Raw genomic sequence first — 24221 nt, 5'->3', positions numbered from 1 at the left:
ACGAACAGGTCGTGCTCCGCCAGTGGGAGGGGGATCAGAAGTGGAAGCGGACGCCCGCGGTGTAGCGGCGGCCGTAGTCGAACACGTCGAGCAACTGGTTGTCGTAGCGCCCGTGCGTGCTCTGCTGGTTGTTGTTGACGTTCAACGCTTCGGCGAAGACGCTGAACTGCCTGTTGATGTCGTAGCTTGTCGACAGATCAACCTGGAAGCTCTGGTCGACGAAGGTCGGCTCGGACCCGAACGAACCGGTATTCTGGTTCTGGCCGAACGCCAGGAGATACTGGTCACGCCAGTTGAGTGCGGTGCGGAACTGGAACCCGTTCTTTTCGTAGAAGCCGACGAAGTTTGCCGAGTTTGCCAACCCGGTAACCGCGAAGCCGGTCTGCGAGATGTTCTTGTCGTCATACGGCCGGTTGGTGTTGACGAAGGTCGCGTTGGCTTGGAACCCGAAGCCCGAGGTGCCGAACACCTGCTGCCAGGCAAGCTCGATGCCGCGGACGGTGGCATCCGGTCCGTTTACCTGCTGCGTGACGGCGAAGCTCGCCAAGGTGCCCGTCGTCGGATCGATCAAGCCGTTGATCGACTGTCGCGTCACGCCGCCAACCACGAAATTGCTGACGTTCTTCAGGAAGAACCCGACCGAGAGATATGAGTTGCGCTGATAATACCATTCGGCCCCGACGTCGAAATTGTCGGCGAGATACGGACGCAGGTTCGGATTGCCGCCGCTGGCCGACAAGGCGCCGATGCGTTGACCATTGCCGACATTGAGCACCGGGTTCAGCAGATTCAACGACGGACGGGTCAGCGTGCGCGAGGCGTCGAAGCGAAGGATCAGGTTGTTGGCGAGTTCCAGCTTCGCATCCATGCTGGGCAGCAGATACGAATATGAGCTGTTGCTCCTGACGTCCTGCACATTCGTGTAGGTCGGGATGCTGAGCAGCGTCCGGTCCGCCGTGCTGGTGACGAGCGCGGTGGGCAAGCGGCCCTGTCCGACCGATGCCAGATTGGTGTTCTCGTTACGCACGCCTGCGTTGAACGTGAACGGCAGGCTGCCGATCTCGGTCTTGAAGTTCACGCTGAAGTACAGCGACCAGGTCCGCTCTCGAACCCGCGCGATGCTCCCGGGATCGACCGCTTCGTCGAACGCACCCGTGAAGCCGGTCACGTTGGCATAATTGAACCCCGGCACGTTCTGTGCCTGCGGATTACCCAAGCTGGACAGGAAGTTTTGATAGGCGATCGGGCTGAACACGAACACCGATGGCGGCAGACTGCCGTTGAAGCCCGGGATGAAGTTGTTGAGGCTGATTGATCCCTGATACAAGTTGGCGGGCAGTGGCGAGATACCGGATGTTCCGCGGGAGGGCCCGCCGTAACCGGCATAGGCCTGCCAGAAATTGTTCGTGAAGGTGCTCGTATTGCGGAAGTTGAACGTGTCCTGATAATATTGGCCACCGGCCTTGATCGTCAGGTCATCCTGCTTCCAGGTGGCATTGCCGCGGAACTGCGCGAGTTCGTCGGTATTGCGTTGCGTCTGATTGACCGCGACGTGCGAGCCGATCAGCGACTGGTCCGCCCAGCGTGCGCCATCACCGGCGGGACCAAAGTTGCTGATCGTTGGGAAAGCGTCGCTGCTTTTGCCATCGACGGTGAAGCGCAGGACGTTACCGAGGGCGTTGCCATAGCCGATGTCGCCATTCTGGCTGCCGATTACGTTGCCGGGGTTCCGCCAACTCTTCGCATAGGAACCGTCTGCCTCCAGCGTGAGGTTTTCGGTTACATCGTATTTGACGTTCAGCCCGGTCTGGTTGGTCTGAAGGATTTCCGTGTTGCGCGCGGCAGTGAAGTCGGTTGGCGTGCCGGTCTGGGTAAAATCTACCGCGGTCCCGTTCTTGTCGAGCGTCACGTTGCGCAAGTCGCCCTGGTTGAACCAGACGCCGAACGCGTAGTTGTTCTGAGTAATTTCCTGACGCGAGAAATTATTGTCGAGCGTTACCATCAGGTCGTCGGTCGGATGATATTGGAATGCGACGCGCGCATCGACACGCTCATCTTTGACGCGCTGCTGTTCGGCGCCATATTGCTGCGGGAACCAGCCTGGCAGGTTCTGCCGGTTGTTCGGATTGGCATAGCCTGCCGACGCAGTGTCGCTGGTCGGGGCGCACGCCCCGGTGCTGCCCGCGAGCTGGCACGGCGCAAAGTTACCGCCCGGCCAACCGGACACGTACACGCGGTTGGTATCGGTCTTACGCTGCGTGTAGATCACGTCCGCCAAGACGCCGAACGTTTCGTCCTTGTTCGTGCTGCTGATCAGGAGACCAGCGGTCGGTGCGATCTTGCCCGAGCGGTCCTGGATCGAACCAGAACCAGATGCGGCAAGGCGGAAGCCGGGATGATCGAACGGCTTCGGGAACTGGATGTCCACGGTCGCACCGATCGAACTCGATGACAGAGTGACGTCGGGCGTCTTGAGAACACTGAGTTGGCCGATGAAGTCGACGCCGACGGTGCTGAAGTCGATCTGGCGACCGCCGGTTGCGGTCGAGATACGACGACCATCATACAGCGTCGTGTTAAAGTCGTTGCCAAAGCCGCGCACGGCAATGCCCGTGGGTTCACCGCGCGAGCCGGAGCGCTGGATCGTCACGCCAGGCAGGCGCTGCAAGGCGGCCGCGACGTTGGAGTCCGGGAACTTGCCGATGTCCTCGGCCGAGATGACGTCGACGATGCCCGACGAGGTGCGCTTCAGGTCGAGGTTGCGCTGGAGCGATCCGCGCAGGCCGGTGACGATGATGTCGTCGCTCTGCGGGGCGCTGCCCTGCACCGTGTTACCCTGCGACGCGTCTGGCGCGGTCGCTGCGTCCTGCGGCTGTCCGGCTTCCGACGCGGGCGTGGTGTTCGCGGACGTCGGCACGGCTGGCTGCGGCGCGGACGGCTGCGTGGTCGTGCTGTTCTGAAGATTGCCCCGATCCTGCGCCATTGCCGGGATCGACCACATCATCGCCAGTACGCTGGTCGCGCAGGCGAGTGCGCTCGATGGGTGGGCCAGTCCTCGAAAGCCGAAAGCGCGCGTAGTGGTGGTCACGGTCAAACATCCCCTCATGCGGCGCCGCACCGCCCTTCTTGTGAGAGGCGTCCACGACAAAGTTACTTCGACGATCGAATCATGCGCGTTTCCGCCCCGTCTCGATCATCTACGGTAGCGCTCACAATACTCAGGCTAACAATCAATGCAAGCATTTGTATGAGTGGTCGCGGTGAGGCTTTGCAACCGGGGCGCCATGTGCGATCTCTCGGGCAAGAAGACTGTACGGAGAGAGATGGATGCCGATCTGGGAGATGCTGAGCCATGCGCAGCACGCGGCGTTGCGCGTATCGCGCGCGCACGATGGCGAGCGGCAATTCGCGCAGATCGTCGCGGACGAATTTCTCCAGGCTGCTCCGTATTATGCGATTTTGTTCACGAAACACCCGGAGACCGGCGCCTTCTACGCAGGCGTCGTGATGGGCCTGGAGCCGGGCCGCAACCTGATGGCGGTCAAGGGGGCGTTGCCCGACTACCGGCCCGCCGACCTCGAACGCCAAGGCTTCTACATCACCGACGAGCAACTGGTCGTCGACCGCGAGCACGGTGTCTTTGCGGAGCCGGACGGCCAGCTTTTGTTCGACATGAACGGTGAGGCAGCGCTACCACTCAAGCGTATCCAGCAGGCCTTGCACGTCCTCCAGTCGGGCATTCCCGAGACCGACGCGCTGATCGAGCGTTTCCTCGCGCATCGCCTGCTCGAACCGATCGACGTGACGATGAGCTTCGACGACGGCGAACATCTGACGCTCGAAGGGCTCTACACGATCAGCCTCGACGCGCTGCACGCATTGCCCGATGCCGCAGTGCTCGATCTGTTTCGCCGCGGCGACCTGCAACTCGCCTATGCGCAGGCCGGATCGATCCGCCATTTGCGGACGCTCGGCCGGATCCGGAACAACCGGTTGGCGGATATCGGCTGATGCTGCACGAGCCGCCCGCCGACGCGTTGCGCGATCCGGACACTTTCCAGGCCGAGGTGATGGCGCGGTGCGAGCCCGCGGTATTGCGCGGCGCGGCGCGGGATTGGCCGATGTTGTCGGGGGCGACGACGCCGGGTGCGGCCCTCGACGGCGTGGTGGCGCAGCTTCGCCGCTTCGATAGCGGCAAGCTTGCGGAAGTGTTCGTCGGCAAGCCCGAGATCGGCGCGCGGTACACTTACGACGCGACGCTCGCCGGGTTCAATTTCGAGCGCAGCGCGGTGCCCTTCGGCGAGGCGCTGACGCGAATCCTCGACAGCGCGGCGGACCCCGGCCGGGCCAGCATGTACATGGGATCGATGACCGCGGAGACGTATTTCCCCGGTATCGAGGAGACGACCCGCCTGCCGTTCGTACCGTCCGCGGTGCGCCCGCGGTTCTGGGTCGGCCACGCCTCGACGGTCGCCTGTCATTACGACACGATGGACAACGTCGCGTGCGTCGCGGCGGGGCGGCGGCGTTTCACGCTGTTCCCGCCCGACGCGATTCGCGACCTGTATGTCGGACCGATCGACCACACGCTTGCCGGCCAGCCGATCAGCCTCGCGGTCGGCAGCGAGCCCGGCGACCCGCGCTTCCCCCGCTTCGAGAACGCCCGCGACCGCGCGCTGGTCGTCGAGCTGGACCCCGGCGACGCGCTCTACGTGCCGAAACTCTGGTGGCATCAGGTCGAGGCGGTCGGCGACGTCAACGTCCTGGTCAATTTCTGGTGGGACGGGTTCAGCGCAGGACCGGACCAGCCCTACACCGCGATGCTGCTATCGCTGCTGACGATCGCCGAACGCCCGCCGGCCGAGCGCGCAGCTTGGCGCGCGTGGTTCGATCATTACGTGTTCCGCCCCGACGGCCACCCGCTCGCATTCCTCCCGCCCGAACGCCACGGCGTGCTCGGCGCGTCGAAGGAGACTTACGGGCGTATCCGAACACTGGTGATGCGCCTGCTGCGCGGCGGTTGAGAGTGGGGGGGTGATGAGCGGTCGTGTGGAGTTCGTACGTGGGATCGGCGACGAACTGTCAGCCGCGGCAAGTGTTGCCCGTGCGGCGTCCACAGTTGCGATCACCTCCGCACTGCCAAGCGGCAAGGCGGTCTCCGCGCGCTTCACGATCTGCGGCCACGCCAAGCGGATCGACTGCATCGTCGACGGTGACACGGTCTGGATGGCGGCACTAAGATCTGCATCGCCGACATCGACACGCCGGAAACCCATCCACCCCGCTGCGCCCGCGAAGCACGGCTGGGGCAGGCGGCAACGCCGAAGATGCACCCGCTCCTCAACGCGGGCCCCTTCACGCCGACCCCGATCAAGCGCGACGTCGACCGCTACGGCCGCAAACTCCGCATCGTCGAGAGGGGTGGGGAGTCGCTTGGGGCGGTTCTGGTCCGCCACGGCCTCGCGCGGCGTTATGGCGGCGGCAAGCGCCCGCCTTGGTGTGGATGGGCGTGAGTTGCCACTGGTCGTGATTGCCATCGAGGTGTATCCCTCAAGGATGGCTCGCGATGATGCCCTGTTCGATACGAGCGATCCCGCTGCGGAGGCTGAGGCCGACGCGCGGGCAGATGCAGCTGTGCATAGCGGACGGTTGATCAGCCACGACGCGGTCAAGCGCTGGCTATCGTCATGGGGTTCGACAGAACCTCTACCCCGACCCCGCGTCGGCGATTAGTTGCGCATCGTCTGGACGGACGATGCCGTCGCCAATCTAGAGGCGATCGTTACCTATGTCTCCGAGTTCAATCCCATTGCTGCCAATGCATTGGGCACGCGGCTTATCGCGGTGGCAGACAGCCTCGCGAGCTTTCCAGATCGAGGCCGCGACGTTGGAAACGGGCGGCGTGAGCGGACGACGGTATGGCCGTATATTCTCCGCTACCGCGTGGTTGACGACTGCGTGATCATTTTGCGCGTCAGGCATGGGGCGCGGGACGAGGAGGCAGAAGATGATCGAACCGAATGAGTCAGAGCAACTGGTTCAGTGCGACTATGATGCTTGGAAGCGGGCCAAGATCGAGCGCGGGATGACGCAAGCGCGCAACCGATCGATGATGATCCCGATCGAACAGGTGTTGCGCGAACTGACCGTTTGAACATAGCGAAACGCTGCGATTTGCGACGCAGTTTTTACTCCGCTTTTGCGGTTAGTTCGAGGTCGAGATCCTTGAGCATTTGGATGACCGAGTCGAGCGCGATATCAAGCCGGGGCTTGGGCGGGTCGGCGCTACCGCGGGCCTTCGCTACGTCGGACAGCGCAGCGGTGATCAACGCTAGGTTGCCGTCCTTGAAGCCGCTTCGAGATAGGCGAGGACCGCGGCGTCGCTGTCGAGGTGGTCGGTGGCGTTCCATCCCGTCGTTTCGATGTTCAGCACCTGCGATCCCCGGTAAATCATCTATGGACGATACCCAGCGTTGCGCGCCATGCGGCCCAACACGCCTTTTACAGTAATATCTAGCTGTGACTTATCTCTGTAATCCGCCGGACAAACATGGTCAGCTCTATCTTCCGCGATCAGATTGTAGACCTTGTCGGAATCTGGTCCTTTGAAGCGATCTGGATCAAAGACGGCGATCGGCACACCATGTTGGTAGCGGAGCATCTTCATGGCGGGAATATCGGTGTCGCCATCACCGATGAAAATCATTCGTTCAAAGGGTATCGGGCGTTCGTTCATTGGTATCCAACGATTGACGGCTTTATCGTCCGATTGGTTTAAAACACCCTTATTTATACGGAAAAGATATTGGGTCTTCCCGGTATAATTTACGGCAGCTGCCGGCCAAAGGGGTTTGCCATCCCGATAAGCATATTTCGACGCAAAAATATGCTTGAAGTACTTCCTTATCGTCGTTCCCTCGATAATTTCCTCAAGGCCAGAGCTTATAATGTAATGCTCTAATTCAAGGCCTCTTGTTTTCCCGTACTCGCTAATCCGGGGAACCAGTCGTCTACGCCCGCAAAATACGGCAAACAGGCACCATGAGAAGCAAGGCGCTCCTTTGACATATGATCACCTTCCTTTTGTTGAAGAAGGTGCATGTATGTCAAAATCTCGTCGCCATCGATCTCTCGATTGAGCGCCTTCACTTCTTGCCAGAAGATGTCTGCGTCGGCGTATCCCATTTCCGGCAACAGATTGTGTTGCTGCATCGAGCCTGGCGACAATGTGCCGTCAAAATCGTACACGATCGCGGTTCGATGCAGCAGGCCGGTCACTCAGCAGCAACCGAATCGCTAAACATATCCCGGACCTCACTCAGGTCCACATTCGCAATCGGACCCTTCTTCGCGGTCTGGCGCTTGTCGAACGAGTCCCAGACGTCGTTCCACTGGCCCTTGGTCGCGGCCTTCGAATATTCGGTGGCGCGCTGTTCGAAGAAGTTGGCGTGCTCGACGCCGTTGAGCATCGGGGCGAGCCAGGGCAGTGGGTGCTCGTCGATCATGTAGATCGGCTTCAGGCCGAGCTGCGTCATGCGCCAGTCGGCGATGAAGCGGATGTACTTCTTGATCTCCTTGGGGGTCATGCCGTTGACCGGGCCCATCTCGAAGGCGAGGTCGATGAAATTGTCCTCGAGGCGGATCGTCGTCTGGCAGACGTCGGCGATGTCGTCCTTGACCGCCTTGGTCAGGCACTGGCGCTCCTGACAGAAGGTGTGGAACATCTTGATGATGCCCTCGCAGTGGAGGCTTTCGTCGCGGATCGACCAGGTGACGATCTGGCCCATGCCCTTCATCTTGTTGAAGCGCGGGAAGTTCATCAGCATCGCGAACGAGGCGAACAGCTGGACGCCCTCGGTGAAGCCGCCGAACATGGCGAGCGTGCGCGCGATGTCCTCGTCGTTGTCGACGGTGAACTGCTGCATGTAGTCATGCTTTTCCTTCATCTCGGCATATTCGAGGAAGGCGCCGTACTCGCTCTCGGGCATGCCGATGGTGTCGAGCAGATGGCTGTAGGCGGCGATGTGGACCGTCTCCATGTTGCTGAACGAGGTCAGCATCATCTTGATCTCTGTCGGCTTGAACACGCGGCCATACTTTTCGTGGTAGCAATCCTGCACCTCGACATCGGCCTGCGTGAAGAAGCGGAAGATCTGCGTGAGCAGGTTGCGCTCGTGATCGCTGAGCTTCTGCGCCCAATCGCGGCAATCCTCGCCCAGGGGCACTTCCTCGGGGAGCCAGTGGAGCTGCTGCTGGCGCTTCCAGAACTCGAACGCCCAAGGGTATTCGAACGGCTTGTACTGCTTGGAGGCGTGAAGGAGGGACATGGGGTAAGCCTTTCGGGGAATGGGTTTTAAATCGGGAAACTGGGGGAATCAGGAGGGCGGCGTCATGTCTCGGTGCTCCACTGCCACATCGCGGCGGCGGACATCGCGAGGACGATCGCGGCCGAGGTGAGCATGATGCCGATCATGCGGAACGCATAGGTCTGTTGCTCGGTGATGCTCGGGCTGCGCAAACGCAGCAGCATCGCGGTGCCGACGATTCCGAGCACGCCCGCGACCACGAACATGATAGCTGAACCATACGTCATGCGACCAACTCGCCCGGCGCGCGTTCAGCACCCGAACCCAACACAGGAGAACGACCATGGTCGATGCAACCAAGATCCAGGAACATGCCGAAGTCATCGGCGCGGACGGCGTCCATGTCGGTACCGTCGACAAGGTCGAAGGCAACCGCATCAAGCTGACCAAGAAGGACTCGGGCGCGCAGGTCGTCGAGGGCACGGGCAGCCATGAAGGGCATCATCACTTCATCTCGCTCGGGCTGGTCGCGGATATCGAGGACGGCAAGGTCCGGCTTTCCGCCAACGCCGACGTGGCGGTGACGTTCGAAGAAGAGGCCTGACGCGAACGCGGTGCGCATCGAGCGCGCCGCATAGCCAGTCCGAACCCCGGTCCGCTTCGCGCGGGCCGGGGTTTTTTGCGTCAGGCGCGCCCCGGTCCGCGTGTCACGGGCCGGGGTCACGCTTGAACGCCGAGAGGCATTACTGGCAGGCAAGGCACTCATCGTAATCCTTCGACTCGACGTCGATCTGGCGCAGGTCGATGGTGTTGTCCGCCTCGACACCGCCGGCGAAGCCCGCGCGCTGTACCGACTTCGAACGCAGGTAATAGAGCGACTTGATGCCGAGCTCCCACGCGCGGAAGTGGAGCATCAGCAGGTCCCACTTCTCGACGTCCGCGGGGATGAACAGGTTCAGCGACTGCGCCTGGTCGATGTACGGCGTGCGATCGGCGGCGAGTTCGAGCAGCCAGCGCTGGTCGATCTCGAAGCTCGTCTTGTAGCAGTCCTTTTCCTCGACCGAGAGGAAGTCGAGATGCTGGACCGAGCCGCCCTGTTCGAGGATCGAGTTCCAAACGGCGTCCGAGTTCTTCGACTTCTCGCTCAGCATCTTTTCGAGATACGGGTTCTTGATCGAGAAGCTGCCCGACAGCGTCTTGTGCGTGTAGATGTTCGCCGGGATCGGCTCGATGCACGCCGACGTGCCGCCGCAGATGATCGAGATCGATGCGGTCGGCGCGATCGCCATCTTGCAGCTGAACCGCTCCATCGCGCCGACATCGGCGGCATCGGGGCAGGGGCCGCGCTCGATCGCGAGCTGCATCGAGGCTTCGTTCGCCTGGCTGCTGATGTGCTTGAACATGCGCAAGTTCCACGACTTCGCCATCGCGCCCTCGAACGGGATGCCGCGTGCCTGGAGGAAGCTGTGGAAGCCCATCACGCCGAGCCCGACCGAGCGTTCGCGGCCCGCGGAGTAGGCGGCGCGTTCCATGCCGGGTTCGTGACGGTCGATGTAATCCTGCAGCACGTTGTCGAGGAAGCGCATGACGTCCTCGATCAGGCCCTTCTCGTCCTTCCACTGATCCCAGGTCTCGAGGTTCAGCGACGACAGGCAGCAGACCGCGGTACGCTCGTTGCCGAGGTGATCCTTGCCGGTCGGCAGCGTGATCTCCGAGCACAGGTTCGAGGTCGAGACCTTGAGGCCCAACTCGCGGTGATGCTTGGGCATCGCCTTGTTCACGTGATCGGCGAAGACGATGTACGGCTCACCGGTCTGGAGACGTGTCTCGACGAGCTTCTGGAACAGCGAGCGCGCGTCGACGGTGGCGCGGATCGCCTGGTCCTTCGGCGAGCGGAGGTGCCATTCCTCGCCGTTGCGGACGGCTTCCATGAAGTCGTCGGTGATCAGCACGCCGTGGTGCAGGTTCAGCGCCTTGCGGTTGAAATCGCCCGAGGGTTTGCGGATTTCGAGGAATTCCTCGATCTCGGGGTGCGAGACGTCGAGATAGACGGCGGCCGAACCGCGGCGCAGCGAACCCTGGCTGATCGCGAGCGTGAGCGAATCCATGACGCGGACGAACGGGATGATGCCGCTGGTCTTGCCGTTGAGGCCGACCGGCTCGCCGATGCCGCGGACGTTGCCCCAATAGGTGCCGATGCCGCCGCCGCGCGAGGCGAGCCAGACATTCTCGTTCCAGGTATCGACGATGCCGCCGAGGCTGTCGGGGACCGAGTTGAGATAGCACGAGATCGGCAGGCCGCGACCGGTGCCGCCGTTCGACAGAACGGGGGTGGCGGGCATGAACCAGAGCTTCGAGATCGCGTCGTACAGCCGCTGCGCATGGCCGGCGTCGTCGGCATAGGCCGACGCGACGCGGACGAACAGGTCCTGGTAGCTCTCGCCCGGAAGCAGGTAGCGATCCTTCAGCGTGTCCTTGCCGAATTCGGTCAGCAGCGCGTCGCGGCTGTGATCGACCTCGACCGGGTAGATCTGCGCGCGCACGGAATGGCTGTCCTGTGCCTGGCGCGGGGCCTTGGGAGCCTCTGCTGCGGGCGTGGCGGTGGTCTGTTCGATCGTGTCTGTGGTCATGTCGCTATCCCGGCTGCTGTCTCTGAAATCCATCGAAACCGCTCCTAGTGTTCTGTATTCGTTCGAATCGGTCGCCTGTCGCCATGCTACCATCGGACGGCCCCTAACGGGAGAACAAAAAGTGACCATCGCGGCGGTGGAAGGCGCGCTTACGGTCATATCGCATATGGCTATGCGAGGGTTGTTCTACCAGCGATTGGGTCCGCCCCCGAACGCAACCCCAAGAGATTGTGCCAAAGAGCGAAGAGACGCAAGGGGGTGCGGGGGTGGTCGAGGGCTCGGTTCGTCGCGTTCGTCGCGGGGTTGGGCGAGCGGGATATTCGCGACGCGTGGACTTCTGCGGGGTTCACGATGCGCAAGGGGGCGAAGCGGGAACGAAAAATTATTTAAGCGCGGAAGATGGCAAATGTTGCTTCGAGGGGTGTGAGAGTAGGGGCACTGGATGTGGGGTGCCCCCTTCTAGTTCCCCCGCGAAGGCGGGGGCCCAGGAGCCACGAACGTCGTCCTACTTGATTCCTGGACCCCCGCCTTCGCGGGGGAACGGAATGGGGCGTTCTTCCTCTTCCAAAACGAGAGCATCGCCCCGCCAGGACCTCACCATGCCGCGAAAACCCCACCACCCCGGCGGAGGCCGGGGCCCAGTTGGGGGACGTTGCCAACTGAGCGCGTCGCGTCGTTACTGCGACCTTTCCACTTGGGCCCCGGCTTCCGCCGAGGTGGCGGCGGTTGGTTGGCGTGTCCTGTCCGCCTTACCCCTCGATCATCGTCCGGATCTGCGTCGCCAGCGCTTCCATCGCAAACGGCTTGGTGATCATCGACATCCCCGGCTCCAGGAAGCCCGACGCCAGCGCGGCATTCTCCGCATAGCCCGTCATGAACAGTACGCGGAGCCCCGGACGCAGCGCACGACCCGCATCGGCGACCTGGCGACCGTTCAGGCCGGGCAGGCCGATGTCGGTGACGAGCAAGTCGACGCGCTCCATCGTCCGCAGCTTGTCGAGTCCCGCCGGGCCATCATGCGCCTCGACCGCCCGGTAACCGAGCTCGCCCAATACCTCGACGATCAGCGCGCGAACGACTGAGTCGTCCTCGACCACCAGCACGATCTCGCCGGCATCGGTGACATGCTCCTGGGTCAGGCCGGGCAGCGCCTCGTCCTGCCCCGCTTCGCCGTAGTGACGAGGCAAATACAGCTTGATCGTCGTGCCCTGGCCGAGCTCGCTATAGATCCGCGCATAGCCCTCCGACTGGCGCGCGAAGCCGTAGATCATCGACAGGCCGAGCCCGGTCCCCTGGCCGATCGGCTTGGTCGTGAAGAACGGCTCGAACGCCTTGGCGATGGTGGCGGCGGACATGCCGGTGCCGGTGTCGGATACGCAGATGCAGACGTAATGGCCGGGCCGGACGTCGCGCTGGCTGGCGGTGAAATGGTCATCGAGGTGCGCGTTGCAGGTCTCGATCGTCAGCTTGCCACCATGCGGCATCGCGTCGCGCGCGTTGATGACGAGGTTTAGCAGCGAGTTCTCGAGCTGGTTGGGATCGCACAATGTCGTCCACAGGCCGGCGCCAAGCACCAACTCGAGTTCGATCTGCTCACCCGTGGTGCGGCGGAGCAGGTCTTCGAGCGAGGCGACCAGCGGGTTGACCTTGACCGGGCGCGGATCGAGCGGCTGGCGGCGGGAGAACGCCAGCAGGCGGTGGGTGAGCGAGGCGGCGCGGTTGGCGGCGGTGGTCGCGCCGGTGATGAAGCGATCGAGCTCGCCGACACGCCCCTGCGCAACGCGGCGCTGGACGATCTCCAGGCTGCCGGTGATGCCTTGCAACAGATTGTTGAAATCGTGCGCGATGCCACCGGTGAGCTGGCCGACCGCCTCCATCTTCTGCGCCTGGCGGAGTGCCTCCTGCGCCTCGACCAGCTCCTGCGTACGATCGCGAACGCGCTGTTCGAGGTCGGCGTTGAGCGACTGCAGGTCGCGTTCGAGCCGCTTGCGGTCGGTGACGTCCGCGCCTTCGACGAAAATGCCCACGACCGCACCGGTCGCGTCGCGGATCGGTTGGTAGACGAAATCGACGTAGCGGTCGTTGACCGAACCGCCGGGTTCAGCCTGAACGGCATAGAGCATGCCCACCGCCGTGAACGCTTCGCCTGTCGCATACACATCGTCGAGCAGGTCCAGAAACCCCTGTTCGACCGCGTCGGGCAACGCTTCGGCAACGGTTCGGCCCAGCATCTCTCGGTGGCCGACCAGCTTGTCGTAGCCGGGGTTGGTCAGTTCGAACCGGTGCTCGGGCCCGCGCAGCATCGCCATGAAGGTCGGCGCCTGCGCGAACATCTGGCTCATCCGCTCGCGCTCGTCACGCAGCGCGCGTTCGGTCTGGACGCGCTCGGTGCTTTCGTAGGTCGAGCAGAACATGCCTGCGATCGTGCCGCTTTCATCGCGGACGGGCGAGTAGGAGAAGGTGAACCAGGCATGCTCGTCATAGCCCTTGCGGTCGGTGACGAGCGGCAGGTTTTCAAAGAACGACGCTTCGCCCGCCAGCGCCTTGTCGACCAGGGGGCTGATATCGCTCCAGACATCCGCCCACACGTCGGCGAACCGCCGGCCGAGCGCCTGCGGGTGCTTGTCGTGCATGATGCGCGCGTAATGGTCGTTGTAGAGGAAGCCGAGCTCGGGCCCCCAGGCGAGGCACATCGCGAACTCGGATGCGAGCATCAACGAGACGATCGAGCGCAGCGACTGCGGCCAGTGCTCGATCGACCCCAGCGGCGACGACGACCAGTCATGCGCGCGGATCATCGCGGCCATCTCGCCGCCACCGGTCAGGAAATCGGCCTCGGCCGTCTGTGTGGTCATCTCAAAGTCCTGCCGGGTCGCACGCCGGGCCGAATTTTACGCCGGTGCGCGTTCGATACGGGGCTGCAACGCGCGTTTCCACCGGTTCGCGGGCAGGTCGGCGGGTCATCGGCACAGTTCGTCCGCCAGGCGCGTCAGGCTGTCGACGCTATGGTCCCAATCCTGCACGGCATCCGCGTCGGGCGCGGGCCGGCCGCCATATTCGTGCGGGCGGTCGACATAGGCGGTCTGCAGGCCGGCGGCGCGCGCCGCGGCAAGGTCGCTGTGATGCGCGGCGACGAGGCAGAGTTCGCCGGAATCGATGCCGAGAAAACGCGCGGTGGCGAGGTAGGATTCGGGAAGCGGCTTGTAGACGCGGCTGACTTCCGCCCCGAGGATCGCGTCCCAGGGCAGGCCACCGCGGCGCGCCATCTCCAGCATCAGTGCGATGTTGCCGTTGCTGAGCGTGACGACCGGGTAACGCGTCTTGAGGCGGGTGAGGCCCTCGACCGAGTCGGGCCAGGGATCGAGCCGGTGCCAGGCGTGAGTCAGGTCGGTGAGCGTATCTTCGTCCACGGCAGCCGGGTCGACGCCGTGGTGACGGAGCAGGTCTTCGAGTGCCTCGCGGTGGATGGTGTCGAGAATGACGAACTGTCGCCGTCCGCTGCGGACCTCCTCGAGCGCCGGTTGATAGCGTTGGCGCCAGCCGTCGGCGAAGCGGTGCGGATCGATATCGGTGCGGCCGAGGCGCGCGAGCACGGGCGCGGCGTCGCGCGCGATGCCCGAGCGCCAGTCGACCACGGTGCCGAACACGTCGAACGCGAGGGCTTTGATCGGGGCGCGATGTACCATGAGGGTGAGACGGTGGGAGGCGGCGGTTGGTTCCCGGGAATGGGGGACTCCCGGACCTTTGCGCAGGCCGTCGTTGAGCGGGGGACTCGGGACGTTATCCACCACCCCGGCGGCTCATCCGCCACCCCGGCGGAGGCCGGGGCCCAATTGGGAAACGTGGATTGGCGAACGTCGTTCGCAGTTACGACGACCTCTCCAATTGGGCCCCGGCCTCCGCCGGGGTGGTGGCCTTTTACCGGTCTCCCGCAAAGTCGGACTGACTGCTGCTCGGTCCGCCTAACTCACCCAGTCCGGCGCAGACGCGCTGAGTGGCCCTGGTTCAGCCGTTCCAGGTTGAACGCCTCGTGGAACTCGATCCCCGCCTTGCCGGCGCGGGCCCAGCGGATGCGGGCGCCGAACATCTGGTCCTCGACCAGTTCGATCTGCATCTCGACGCCGTCGGGGTTGCCGTCGATCCGCAGCCCGTCGAGCATCGCGCCCGAGGTCGATATGTCGCGGATGCGGACGTCCCCGCGAACCCCGTCGATCGCGATCCGGGCGGAGCGCAGCATCTTGGTGCGCGGCGCGCGACTCACCTTGAAGCCGCTCGCGGCGGCGGTGCCGTTCTCGACGCCCAATTGCCGCAAAGCCTCGTCCGCGCGGACCGGGCGACCATAGACATAGCCCTGGATATGGCTGCACCCGAGGTCGCGGATCAGGTCGATCTCGTCCTGCACCTCGACCCCTTCGGCGGTCGTTTCCATGCCCAGCGTGTCGGCGAGCGTGACGATCGCCTTGATGATCGCCGCGTTGCGGTTGCCCGGCTCGGCGGCACCGCGCACGAACGACTGGTCGATCTTGATCTTGTCGAACGGGGCGTTGCGTAAGTAGCCGAGCGACGAATAACCGGTGCCGAAATCGTCCAGCGCAAGTCGCACGCCGATCCCCTTCAGCGCCTTGAACATCTGTTCCGACGAGCGCGTCTCGTCGAGGAACACGCCTTCGGTGATCTCCAGTTCGAGGCGGCCCGCGGCGATGCCCGACTGCGCGAGCGCGCTGGTGACGAGCGAAGGCAAAGCAGGGTTGGCGAACTGGATCGGCGAGACGTTGACCGCGACGCGCACCGAACCGGGCCAGCGCGCTGCCTCCAGGCACGCGGTCCGCAGCACCCATTCGCCGATCGCCTCGATCAGTCCGCATTCCTCCGCGACCGGAATGAAGTCGGCGGGCGAGACGAGTCCCCGCGTCGGGTGGTCCCAACGGATCAGTGCTTCGTAGCCGACGATCTGCGCCGACTTCGTGCTGACGATCGGCTGGTAGCAGAGGTGGAACGCGCCATCCGAGATCGCCGCGCGCAAATCGTCCTCGAGCAGTTTCCGGGTGCGCGCGCCGGTCAGCATGTCGTCCGAATAGAAGCGGTGGACACCGCGGCCGTCGGCCTTGGCGGCGTACAGCGCGAGATCGGCGTTGCGGACGAGCGTCTCGGCATCGTCGCCGTCGTCGGGTGCGATCGCGATGCCGATCGAGCAGCCGATCGTGACCGACGTCCCGCTGATGAAATAGGGTTCGGACAGCGATGCGATCACTTCACGCGACAACGCGGCGAGCGTGTCGCGGTCGGCGATGCCGGGCAGCACGACCTGGAACTCGTCGCCACCCAGCCGCCCGACCAGCCCCGCATCCGCGATCCCGCGCTGGAGCCGTTGCGCGACCTGTTTCAACAGTGTGTCGCCCGCCTGGTGGCCCAGCGTATCGTTGACCGCCTTGAACCGATCGAGATCCATCAGGAACAGCGACGTCGCGCGGTACGGACCGGTCTTCTGCGCGAGCGTCTTGTCGAGCGACGAGCGCATCCGCTGGCGGTTGGCGAGCCCGGTGAGCCCGTCGAACAGCGCCAGCCGCGTGATCTCAGCCTCGGACTTGCGTTGTTCGGTCAGGTCGCGGCCGGAGCCGATGAACCCCTGGAAGCGCCCGAGATCGTCGACCACCGGCCTCCCCGAGATCGACCACCAGCGTTCGCAATCGGGCGAGGTCGCGGCGCACACCGAATAGTCCGAAAACGACGTGCGCGAGGCGATGTGGAAGGCGAGCGTCCGTTCGGTGCCGGGCGCATCGTTGTCCATGCGGAACAGGTCGGTGAGCGGTTGCCCGACCGCGTCGTCGGCGAGGCCGAGTTCGTCGGTCACCTTGGCGGACAGATAAGTCAGGCGGCCCTGCCGGTCGGCCTCCCAGAACCAGCCGGTGCCCTGGTCCTCGAATTCGGCGACCATCCGGATCGCGAGGCGGCCTTCGTTCGCGTTCTCGGCGCGGTGCAGCTCCTGCGCGACGTCGATCCGCGCGAGGCGGTGCGCGACGATCCCCAAGCTGCCGAGGAACACGATCGCGACTGCCAGCGGCGCGCCGATCCCCGCGCAGACCGCGAGCATCACGACGATCCCAGTGCCGAGCCCGAGCGTCGCGGCGCGTACCGCATGGACGCTGACCGCGGTCACCGCGATCATCCCCAGCACCGCGACGCAGCAGGCGAGTTGCAGCGACCCCGACGGCGCGCGCGCAACGGCCCACAACAGTGACAGGGACAGCGCGGCGACTCCCGCGACGCCGACGGTAAGCGCGCGGTTGCGCTTATAGGCAGGCCATTCGCGCAATCCCGGTAGCCGCAACATGCCGAACACGCCTGCGGACAGCGCCGCCAGGATCGCGGCATGGATGCCGATCGACGGGACGATAGTGCCAAGACCGGCGGCAGGCGATGCGATCAGCGCAAGCGCGACGAGGAGGGCACAGCCGACCATCTGCGTGGCAATCGCGATCGGCCAGGTTTCCGCGACCTGCGCGAGTTTGCGATCGAGGAGTTCGGCAACCTGTTCGCGCGCATCCTCGCCAAGCCCAAACACGGCGGGGGCTGGCGATCGATCGCGCGCGCGGCGATCCGCGACGGGGAGGGGGGCGTACATCCAACCGTTCTGACTGGAATATCTTGCTGAGACGGTAAGATTGGCGGGACGCGAAAAAAACTTCGTCCGCTCAGTGCGTTATAAAGGCGGAGAGGACGGAGTTGCGTCTGGCTCGTCCGTTCCCTCCGACGTTTCAGTCCGTTTCCGGCCGCGGTGCGCCGCTCATCGTTACCGGTTGGGGACCGCCGGCGGTGGCTTCGAGCGTCGAGTCACCGCCTAGCACGCGGTACAGCGTCACGCGGTTGCTCGCGCCGACGAGCTGCGTCGCGACGAGGTTGCGCTGCGCGGTGTAGAGCGAGCGTTGCGCGTCGAGCGAGTTGAGGAAGGTGTCGATCCCGCCGCGATAGCGCGCATCGGACAGGCGGTAGGTGTCGAGGGCTGCCTCGGAGAAGTTTTGGTTCGCCTTCAGCTGGTCGGCGATGGTCCCCTGGCGCGCGAGTGCGTCAGCGGTTTCCTGGAACGCGGTCTGGATCGTCTTTTCGTAGGTCGCGAGCGCGGCATCGCGTTGCGCCTTCGAATAGGCGACGCCGGCGATCCCGGCACCGGCGCGGAAGATCGGGTAGCTGACCGAGGGCGCGACCGAATAGTTGAACGCGCCGCCGCTGAACAGCGAGGTCAGCGACGTGCTGGCGAACCCGAGGATACCGGTCAGCGAGATCTTCGGGAACAGTTCCGCGCGTGCTGCGCCGATCTCGGCGTTGGTGGCGCGGAGCTGGTATTCCGATTCGACGACGTCTGGACGGCGCAAGAGGATGCTGCTGTCGAGCCCTGCGGGCAGCGCGGCGACGGTCGGTAGCGCCTGTTCGATCGAGGCTGGCAACAGGCTGGCATCGACCGGCGCGCCGACGAGCAGTTGCAGCGCGTTGACGTCCTGCGCGAGCGCGGTGCGCTGTTGCGCGAGGTCGGACTGCGCGGTGAACAGGATTTGCTGTGCCTGGCGGAGATCGGTGCGTGGGGCGACGCCGCCGCGCAATCGCGCGTTGGTCAGCGTGACGCTGCGCTGCGAACTCGTGACGGTGTCCTGCGCGATCTTGAGCAGGCTCTGGTCCGACGCGTAGGTGAGCCACGCATCGGCGATGTCGCCGACCAGCGTCAGGCGGGTGGCGCGCGCGGCGGCTTCGGTCGCGAAATAGCGATCGAGCGCGGCGCTGGTGAGCGAACGGATGCGGCCGAACAGGTCGAGCTCGAATGCGGTCGTACCGAGATCGACCGAGAAGGCGCTGTTCGAGCTGGAAGAACTGACGACCGATCCGGTGCCGGCGCCGGTACCTGTTCCGCCCGAACCGACGCCGCCCGTACCGGTACCCGTTCCCGTATTTCCGGTGCCCGTTCCAGTGCCGGTGTTACCGCCCGTTCCGCCGCTCGTAACGGTGTTCCGCGTACCCCTGCCGCCGCCCGAATAACTGTAGCGGCCGCTGGCATCGACCTGCGGCAGCAGGTCGGCGCGCTGGATGCGGTATTGGGCGCGGGTCGACGCGATGTTGGCGGCGGCGACGCGCAGATCGCGGTTGTTGGCGAGCGCCTGGACGATGATCTGCTGGAGCCGCGGGTCCTTGAAGACATCGCGGTAGGTGATCGCGGGCAGCGCTGCCTCCGACTGGCGCAGATACGCGTCGCCGACCGGGAGCGACGGCGGGACGGGAAGTTCGGTGCGCGCGTATTTCGGGGCGAGCGAGCAGCCGGCGATTGCAGTCGATGCGGCGAGGATCAGGACTAGCGAGCGCATCATGCGGGCTCCGGCCGGTGAGGGCCCTGTGGTTCGGGTGGTCCGAGCGGTTCGTTGTGATCGCCATCAGATCCGTGGCCATCATGGTCGTGGCCATCATGGCCCTGGAAGCCGGTCGGCTTGCCCCGCAGCTTGGCGATGCCATCACGCGCGCCGCGGCGGACGAGGACGAAGAACAGCGGGATGTAGAAGATCGCGAGGATCGTCGCGGTCAGCATGCCGCCGACCACTGCCGTGCCGATCGCGATGCGGCTGTTCGCACCAGCACCGGTCGACAGCGCGAGCGGCAACACGCCGAGGATGAACGCGAACGACGTCATCAGGATCGGGCGCAACCGGATCTTCGCCGCGGACAGCGCCGCCTCGATGACGCGCTTGCCCTTCTTCTCCTCCTGCTCGGCGAACTCGATCATCAGGATCGCGTTCTTCGCCGCCAGCCCCATCGTCGTCAGCAGGCCGATCTGGAGATACACGTCGTTGATCAGCCCCCGCAGCGTCACCGCGAGGATCGCGCCGACGAGGCCCAATGGGATCACCAGCAGCACCGCGATCGGGATCGACCAGCTTTCGTACAGCGCGGCGAGGCACAGGAACACGACCAGCAGCGACAGGCCGTAGAGGATCGGTGCCTGACCCGAGGACAGGCGTTCCTGATACGACAGGCCCGACCATGCGACCGACGTGCCGGGGATCTGGCCGGCAAGCTGCGCGATCTTCTCCATCGCGTCGCCCGAGCTGACGCCGGGCGCGCCCGAGCCCTGGATCTCGTACGAGGCGATGCCGTTGAACCGCGACAGCGTCGTCGGTGCCTGACCCCAGCTGGTCTTCGCGAACGACGAGAACGGCGCCATCTGGCCGTTCGATCCGCGCACGAACCACTGGCTGAGGTCCGATGGCTGCGCACGGAACTGCGCGTCGCCCTGGACATAGACGCGCTTGACGCGGCCGCGGTCGATGAAGTCGTTGACGTATTGCCCACCCCACGCGGTCGACAGCGTCGAGTTCACGTTCGCCTGAGTGAGACCGAGCGTCGACAATTTCTGCTGGTCGGCATCGACGCGCAACGTGGCGACGTCGGGCAGTTCGGTCAGGCGGATCGCGGTCAGCGACGAGTCGGCGCGGGCGAGCGCGAGCAGCTTGTCGCGTGCGGCGTTGAACTCGACCTGGCTGAGCCCGCCTGCGTTCTGCAACTCCATCGTGAAGCCGTTCGACGAACCAAGACCGCGCACGGCCGGTGGTACCAGCGAATAGACCTGCGCGTCGCGGAACCCGGCGAACGCCTTCGACGCGCGACCAGTGATCGCCTCCGCGGTGTTTTCCTTGCCCTTGCGATCATCCCACGGTGCGAACGCGATGAAGCCCTGGCCCGTGTTCTGGCCGCTTGCGCCGCCGCCGCCGCCACCGCTGACGGTGAACATCGTGCGGACGTTGGCCTTCTCGTTGGTGTAGTAATATTGCTCGATCTGCTTTTGCAACGCGAAGGTGCGGCCTTGCGTGGCGCCGGCGGGCAGCTGGAACTGGACGATGCCCGAGCCCTGATCCTCGGTCGGCAGGAAGCCCGTCGGCAGGCGCAGGAACAGCACCGCGAGCACCGCGACGATCACCGCGTAGATCAGCAGGAACAGCCACTTGCGGTCGATCACCGACTGCACCGCACTGGTGTATTTCTGCGTGCCCTTCTCGAACCCGCTGTTGAACTTGTCGCCAGCGCGCGTGAAAAAGTGCGCTACTTTCGGGAATTTACGTTCGCCCCAGCTCTTCTCGGTGTTGCCGTCGGCGTCCTTCTTTTTCTGCTTGAGCAGCGTCGCGGTGAGGGCGGGGGAGAGGATCAGCGCGACGAGCACCGACAGGACCATCGCCGACACCATCGTCAGCGAGAACTGGCGATAGATCACGCCGGTCGATCCGCCGAAGAACGCCATCGGCAGGAACACCGCAGACAGCACGAGCGCGATCGCAACCAGTGCGACGGTGATCTCGTTCATCGATTCGATCGTCGCCTCCCGAGGCGTCATCTCGGGATTTTCCTCCATCAGGCGCTCGACGTTCTCGACCACGACGATCGCGTCGTCGACCAGCAGGCCGATCGCGAGCACCAGTCCGAACAGCGTCAACGTGTTGATCGAGAAGCCGGCCAGATAGAACACGCCGAACGTACCGAGCAGCACGACCGGGACCGCGATCGTCGGGATCAGCGTCGCGCGCCAGCTTTGCAGGAACACGAACATCACGATGACGACGAGGATGACGGCTTCGATCAGCGTCTTCACGACCTCGTCGATCGACAGCTTGATGAAGTCTGTGGTGTCGTTGGCGTAGGCGAATTTCAGACCGGGCGGGAAGCTCTTGGCAGACTTGGCGACGAACGCCTTGACCAGCTCGGCGGTCTTGAGCGCGTCGGCGCCCGGCGCAAGCAGCACCGCGATACCGGCGCCGGGATGCGCGTTGACGCGGCTGCGCGCGTTGTAGTTCTCCGCGCCCAGCTCGATCCGGGCGACGTCGCGCAGCTTGACCACGGCGCTGTCGTTGGTCGTCTTCAGGATGATGTTGGCGAACTGCTCGGGCGTCTGGAGGCGCGACTGTGCGGTGACGGTCGCGTTGAGCATCTGCGTGTCGGGCTGGGGCTGGCCGCCGAGTTCGCCGGCCGCGACTTCGGTGTTCTGCGCCTGGATCGCGGTCGTCACGTCGCTCGGGATCAGCTGGTAGCTGGCGAGCTTGTTCGGGTTCAGCCAGATCCGCATCGCGTATTGCGCGCCGAACACGTTGCTGTCGCCGATGCCCGGAATACGGCCGAGCGGGTCTTGCAGGTTGGAGACGAGATAGTCCGAGACGTCCTGGTTGGTGAGCTTGTCGGTCTCGTCATAGACGCCGACGATCAGGAGGTTGTCCGGATTCGACTTGCGGACGACGAGGCCCTGCTGCTGGACCTGTTGCGGCAGGCGGGACAGCGTCTGCTGGACCTGGTTCTGGACCTGGACCTGCGCGATATCGGGATCGGTGCCCTTCTCGAACGTCACCGTGATGTTCACCGAGCCGCGCGACGACGAGGACGAGCTGAAATAGATCAGCCCGTCGATACCCGTCAGCGACTGCTCGACGACCTGCGTGACGCTGTTCTGGATCGTCTGCGCGTTGGCACCCGGGAAGGACGCGCGGACGGTCACTTGCGGCGGCGCGACGTCGGGGTACTGCGCGATCGGCAGGCTCATGATCGCGCCGATGCCGCCGAGCATCACGATGATCGCGAGCACCCAGGCGAAGATCGGGCGATCGATGAAGACACGGGACAACATAAGGGCTTAGCCGGCCTTTTTCTGGCTGGAGTCGCCACCGGAGGAGTCATCCTTGGGCGCTTCGATCTTCTGCGCGGTGTTTTCCAGCACCGGCTTCACGCCCTGGTTCGGTGCGATCTTCGACAGGCCTTGCGTGATGATTTTATCGCCTGGGTTGAGCCCGCTGGTGACGACCCAGAACGCGCCCTGCGTACGGTCCGCCTTGATCTTCTTCTGTACCGCCTTGTTGTTCGCATCGACGACATAGACCGTGGCATTGCCCTTCGCATCGCGCGACACGCCCGCCTGCGGCACGAGGAACGCGCGCTGGTTGATCGCCTGCGCGAACTTGGCCTGGACGAACATGCCGGGCAGCAGCAGCCCCTGCGGATTGGGGAAGCGCGCGCGCAGCGTCACGGTGCCGGTCTCGGTGTTGACCAGCGCTTCGGCGAACTCGACGGTGCCGGTCGCGCCATATTCACTGGCATCCTCGAGCGTCAGGCGGACTTCGGCGCGAGTCGCGACGATGCCGTTCTGGCCGAGCGAGCGGCGCAGCGCGAGCAGATCGCCGGAGGATTGCTGGATGTCGACGAACATCGGATCGAGCCGCTGAATCTGCGCGAGCGGGTCGGTCTGCGTCGCGGAGACGAGCGCACCGACGGTGAACAGCGAGCGGCCGATGCGCCCGGTGATCGGTGCGGGGACGGTCGTGAACTTGAGGTTGATCTGCGCGGTCTCGAGCGCGGCGCGGGTCTGCGCGACCGAGGCGGTGGCCTGGCGCGAGGTGGCGACCGCGTTGGTGTAATCCTGCTTGCTGATCGCCTCCATCTCGGCGAGCGGCTTGTAGCGCTGTGCGAGGATGGTCTGCGCCTGCTGGTTGGCGCGCGCACTCTGGAGGTTGGCCTGCGCCTCGTTGGCGGCGGCGCGGTAGAGACGCGGGTCGATCTCGTAGAGCGGCTGGCCTTTCTTGACGAGCGTGCCCTCGGTGAAGAAGCGGCGGCGGATGATGCCGGTGACCTGGGGGCGGACGTCCGAGCTTTCGAACGCGGTGGTGCGGCCGCTGAGCTCGGTGGTCATCGCGACGCTGGTCGGCTGGACGACGACATAGCCGACGGTCGGCGTGCCCTGGCCCGGTTGGCCACCACGGCCTGCCTTGCCTTGCGCCTTGTCGCCGCCGCCCGAACAGGCGGCGAGCGCCAGGGCGGGCACCAGCAGTAGGGCGCACCGCCGCGTGGAAAATCGTGTGGCTATCAAGTTTGGTATCCGCTCGCGATCGGTGGTGGCAGCTGTTGGTCGGCCTAAACCACGAGGATGTACCAGAAGTATGTCAGTTGAAAAGCGGAGGCGAGAAATAGGGAAGAAAGAGTAACCTGTTTGATTGTCTGGGGGTGAAACGCCCCCGGCAGACCAAGAAGATTGTTTCCCCGCGAAGGCGGGGATCCAGACTGGGCTCCCGCCTTCGCGGGAGAACAAGGAGGGGGCGCACTCCCGCAATCCCGTGCACCACCCAGGATGAACACCGCACCACCCCGGCGGAGGCCGGGGCCCAGTTGGGGGACGGTGCTAACGGAGGGCGGTCCGTCGTTACGGCGACCTTTCCAACTGGGCCCCGGCCTCCGCCGGGGTGGTGCTTTGTGCGCGGGTCCCCCAAACTAAATCCTCTTG

19 protein-coding genes are annotated in these 24221 nt (G+C 64.5%); 6 read left to right on the top strand and 13 right to left on the bottom strand.

The annotated features are described in order from the left end of the window. Positions 1–34 precede the first annotated feature (34 nt). Positions 35–3004 (bottom strand): TonB-dependent receptor, encoded by a 2970-nt coding sequence (locus J4O76_RS14160; RefSeq protein ID WP_426282904.1) that lies wholly within the window; start codon positions 3002–3004, stop codon positions 35–37. 323 nt (positions 3005–3327) lie between these two features. Between J4O76_RS14160 and J4O76_RS14155 the strand changes: the two genes are divergently transcribed. From J4O76_RS14155 to J4O76_RS14135, 5 genes are all read left to right on the top strand, one after another. Continuing rightward, positions 3328–4011, top strand: coding sequence for a SapC family protein (locus tag J4O76_RS14155; RefSeq protein ID WP_426282507.1), 684 nt, complete (start codon positions 3328–3330; stop codon positions 4009–4011). Beyond that, positions 4011–5024: a cupin-like domain-containing protein gene (locus tag J4O76_RS14150; RefSeq protein WP_426282506.1), complete on the top strand. Its 1014-nt coding sequence runs from the start codon at positions 4011–4013 to the stop codon at positions 5022–5024. The genes J4O76_RS14155 and J4O76_RS14150 overlap by 1 nt, the downstream gene beginning before the upstream one ends. Positions 5025–5222: 198 nt before the next feature. Further along, positions 5223–5513, top strand: coding sequence for a thermonuclease family protein (locus J4O76_RS14145; RefSeq protein WP_426282903.1), 291 nt, complete (start codon positions 5223–5225; stop codon positions 5511–5513). Between the two features lie 220 nt (positions 5514–5733). Further along, positions 5734–6024: a type II toxin-antitoxin system RelE/ParE family toxin gene (locus tag J4O76_RS14140; RefSeq protein ID WP_426282505.1), complete on the top strand. Its 291-nt coding sequence runs from the start codon at positions 5734–5736 to the stop codon at positions 6022–6024. Further along, a complete protein-coding gene (locus J4O76_RS14135; RefSeq protein WP_426282504.1) occupies positions 6008–6154 on the top strand; it encodes a hypothetical protein in 147 nt (48 codons plus the stop codon). Before J4O76_RS14140 ends, J4O76_RS14135 begins: the two co-directional genes overlap by 17 nt. A 34-nt stretch (positions 6155–6188) precedes the next feature. On the opposite strand, the gene J4O76_RS14130 is transcribed toward J4O76_RS14135, so the two are convergent. From J4O76_RS14130 to J4O76_RS14110, 5 genes are all read right to left on the bottom strand, one after another. Then, on the bottom strand, positions 6189–6329 hold the full coding sequence (locus tag J4O76_RS14130) for a hypothetical protein (RefSeq protein WP_426282503.1): 141 nt from the start codon (positions 6327–6329) through the stop codon (positions 6189–6191). A gap of 125 nt (positions 6330–6454) precedes the next feature. Then, positions 6455–6907 (bottom strand): hypothetical protein, encoded by a 453-nt coding sequence (locus tag J4O76_RS14125; protein WP_426282902.1) that lies wholly within the window; start codon positions 6905–6907, stop codon positions 6455–6457. Positions 6908–6957: 50 nt separating this feature from the next. Next, on the bottom strand, positions 6958–7278 hold the full coding sequence (locus J4O76_RS14120) for a hypothetical protein (RefSeq protein ID WP_426282502.1): 321 nt from the start codon (positions 7276–7278) through the stop codon (positions 6958–6960). Continuing rightward, a complete protein-coding gene (locus tag J4O76_RS14115) occupies positions 7275–8327 on the bottom strand; it encodes a ribonucleotide-diphosphate reductase subunit beta (protein WP_056484648.1) in 1053 nt (350 codons plus the stop codon). Before J4O76_RS14115 ends, J4O76_RS14120 begins: the two co-directional genes overlap by 4 nt. Positions 8328–8389: 62 nt before the next feature. Further along, the gene (locus tag J4O76_RS14110; protein ID WP_056484646.1) at positions 8390–8593 is read right to left on the bottom strand and encodes a hypothetical protein; all 204 of its coding nucleotides are present in this window, start codon (positions 8591–8593) and stop codon (positions 8390–8392) included. A gap of 56 nt (positions 8594–8649) precedes the next feature. On the opposite strand from J4O76_RS14110, the gene J4O76_RS14105 reads away from it, so the two are divergent. Then, the gene (locus tag J4O76_RS14105; RefSeq protein ID WP_056055125.1) at positions 8650–8910 is read left to right on the top strand and encodes a DUF2171 domain-containing protein; all 261 of its coding nucleotides are present in this window, start codon (positions 8650–8652) and stop codon (positions 8908–8910) included. A gap of 139 nt (positions 8911–9049) precedes the next feature. Here the strand turns inward: J4O76_RS14105 and J4O76_RS14100 are convergent, their stop codons facing one another. The 7 genes from J4O76_RS14100 to J4O76_RS14070 all read right to left on the bottom strand — a co-directional run bounded on the left by J4O76_RS14100 (position 9050) and on the right by J4O76_RS14070 (position 23768). After that, on the bottom strand, positions 9050–10936 hold the full coding sequence (locus tag J4O76_RS14100; RefSeq protein ID WP_425275435.1) for a ribonucleoside-diphosphate reductase subunit alpha: 1887 nt from the start codon (positions 10934–10936) through the stop codon (positions 9050–9052). 749 nt (positions 10937–11685) lie between these two features. Beyond that, positions 11686–13791 carry a PAS domain-containing protein gene (locus J4O76_RS14095; RefSeq protein WP_426282501.1) on the bottom strand — a complete coding sequence of 702 codons (2106 nt, stop codon included), beginning with the start codon at positions 13789–13791 and terminating at the stop codon, positions 11686–11688. Between the two features lie 105 nt (positions 13792–13896). Next, positions 13897–14622, bottom strand: coding sequence for a haloacid dehalogenase type II (locus J4O76_RS14090; RefSeq protein WP_426282500.1), 726 nt, complete (start codon positions 14620–14622; stop codon positions 13897–13899). 281 nt (positions 14623–14903) lie between these two features. Beyond that, positions 14904–17558, bottom strand: coding sequence for an EAL domain-containing protein (locus tag J4O76_RS14085; protein WP_426282499.1), 2655 nt, complete (start codon positions 17556–17558; stop codon positions 14904–14906). A 133-nt stretch (positions 17559–17691) separates the two neighbouring features. Then, the gene (locus tag J4O76_RS14080; protein WP_426282498.1) at positions 17692–19287 is read right to left on the bottom strand and encodes an efflux transporter outer membrane subunit; all 1596 of its coding nucleotides are present in this window, start codon (positions 19285–19287) and stop codon (positions 17692–17694) included. After that, positions 19284–22577 (bottom strand): multidrug efflux RND transporter permease subunit, encoded by a 3294-nt coding sequence (locus J4O76_RS14075; protein ID WP_426282497.1) that lies wholly within the window; start codon positions 22575–22577, stop codon positions 19284–19286. Before J4O76_RS14075 ends, J4O76_RS14080 begins: the two co-directional genes overlap by 4 nt. Positions 22578–22583: 6 nt before the next feature. Then, positions 22584–23768: an efflux RND transporter periplasmic adaptor subunit gene (locus J4O76_RS14070; RefSeq protein ID WP_426282901.1), complete on the bottom strand. Its 1185-nt coding sequence runs from the start codon at positions 23766–23768 to the stop codon at positions 22584–22586. Positions 23769–24221 lie beyond the last annotated feature (453 nt).

The sequence above is a fragment of the Sphingomonas sp. NFX23 genome, assembly GCF_049887795.1.
Lineage (GTDB): Bacteria > Pseudomonadota > Alphaproteobacteria > Sphingomonadales > Sphingomonadaceae > Sphingomonas.
The sequence above is the reverse complement of the archived record's forward strand: the minus strand, read 5'-3'. Positions and strand labels throughout refer to the sequence as shown.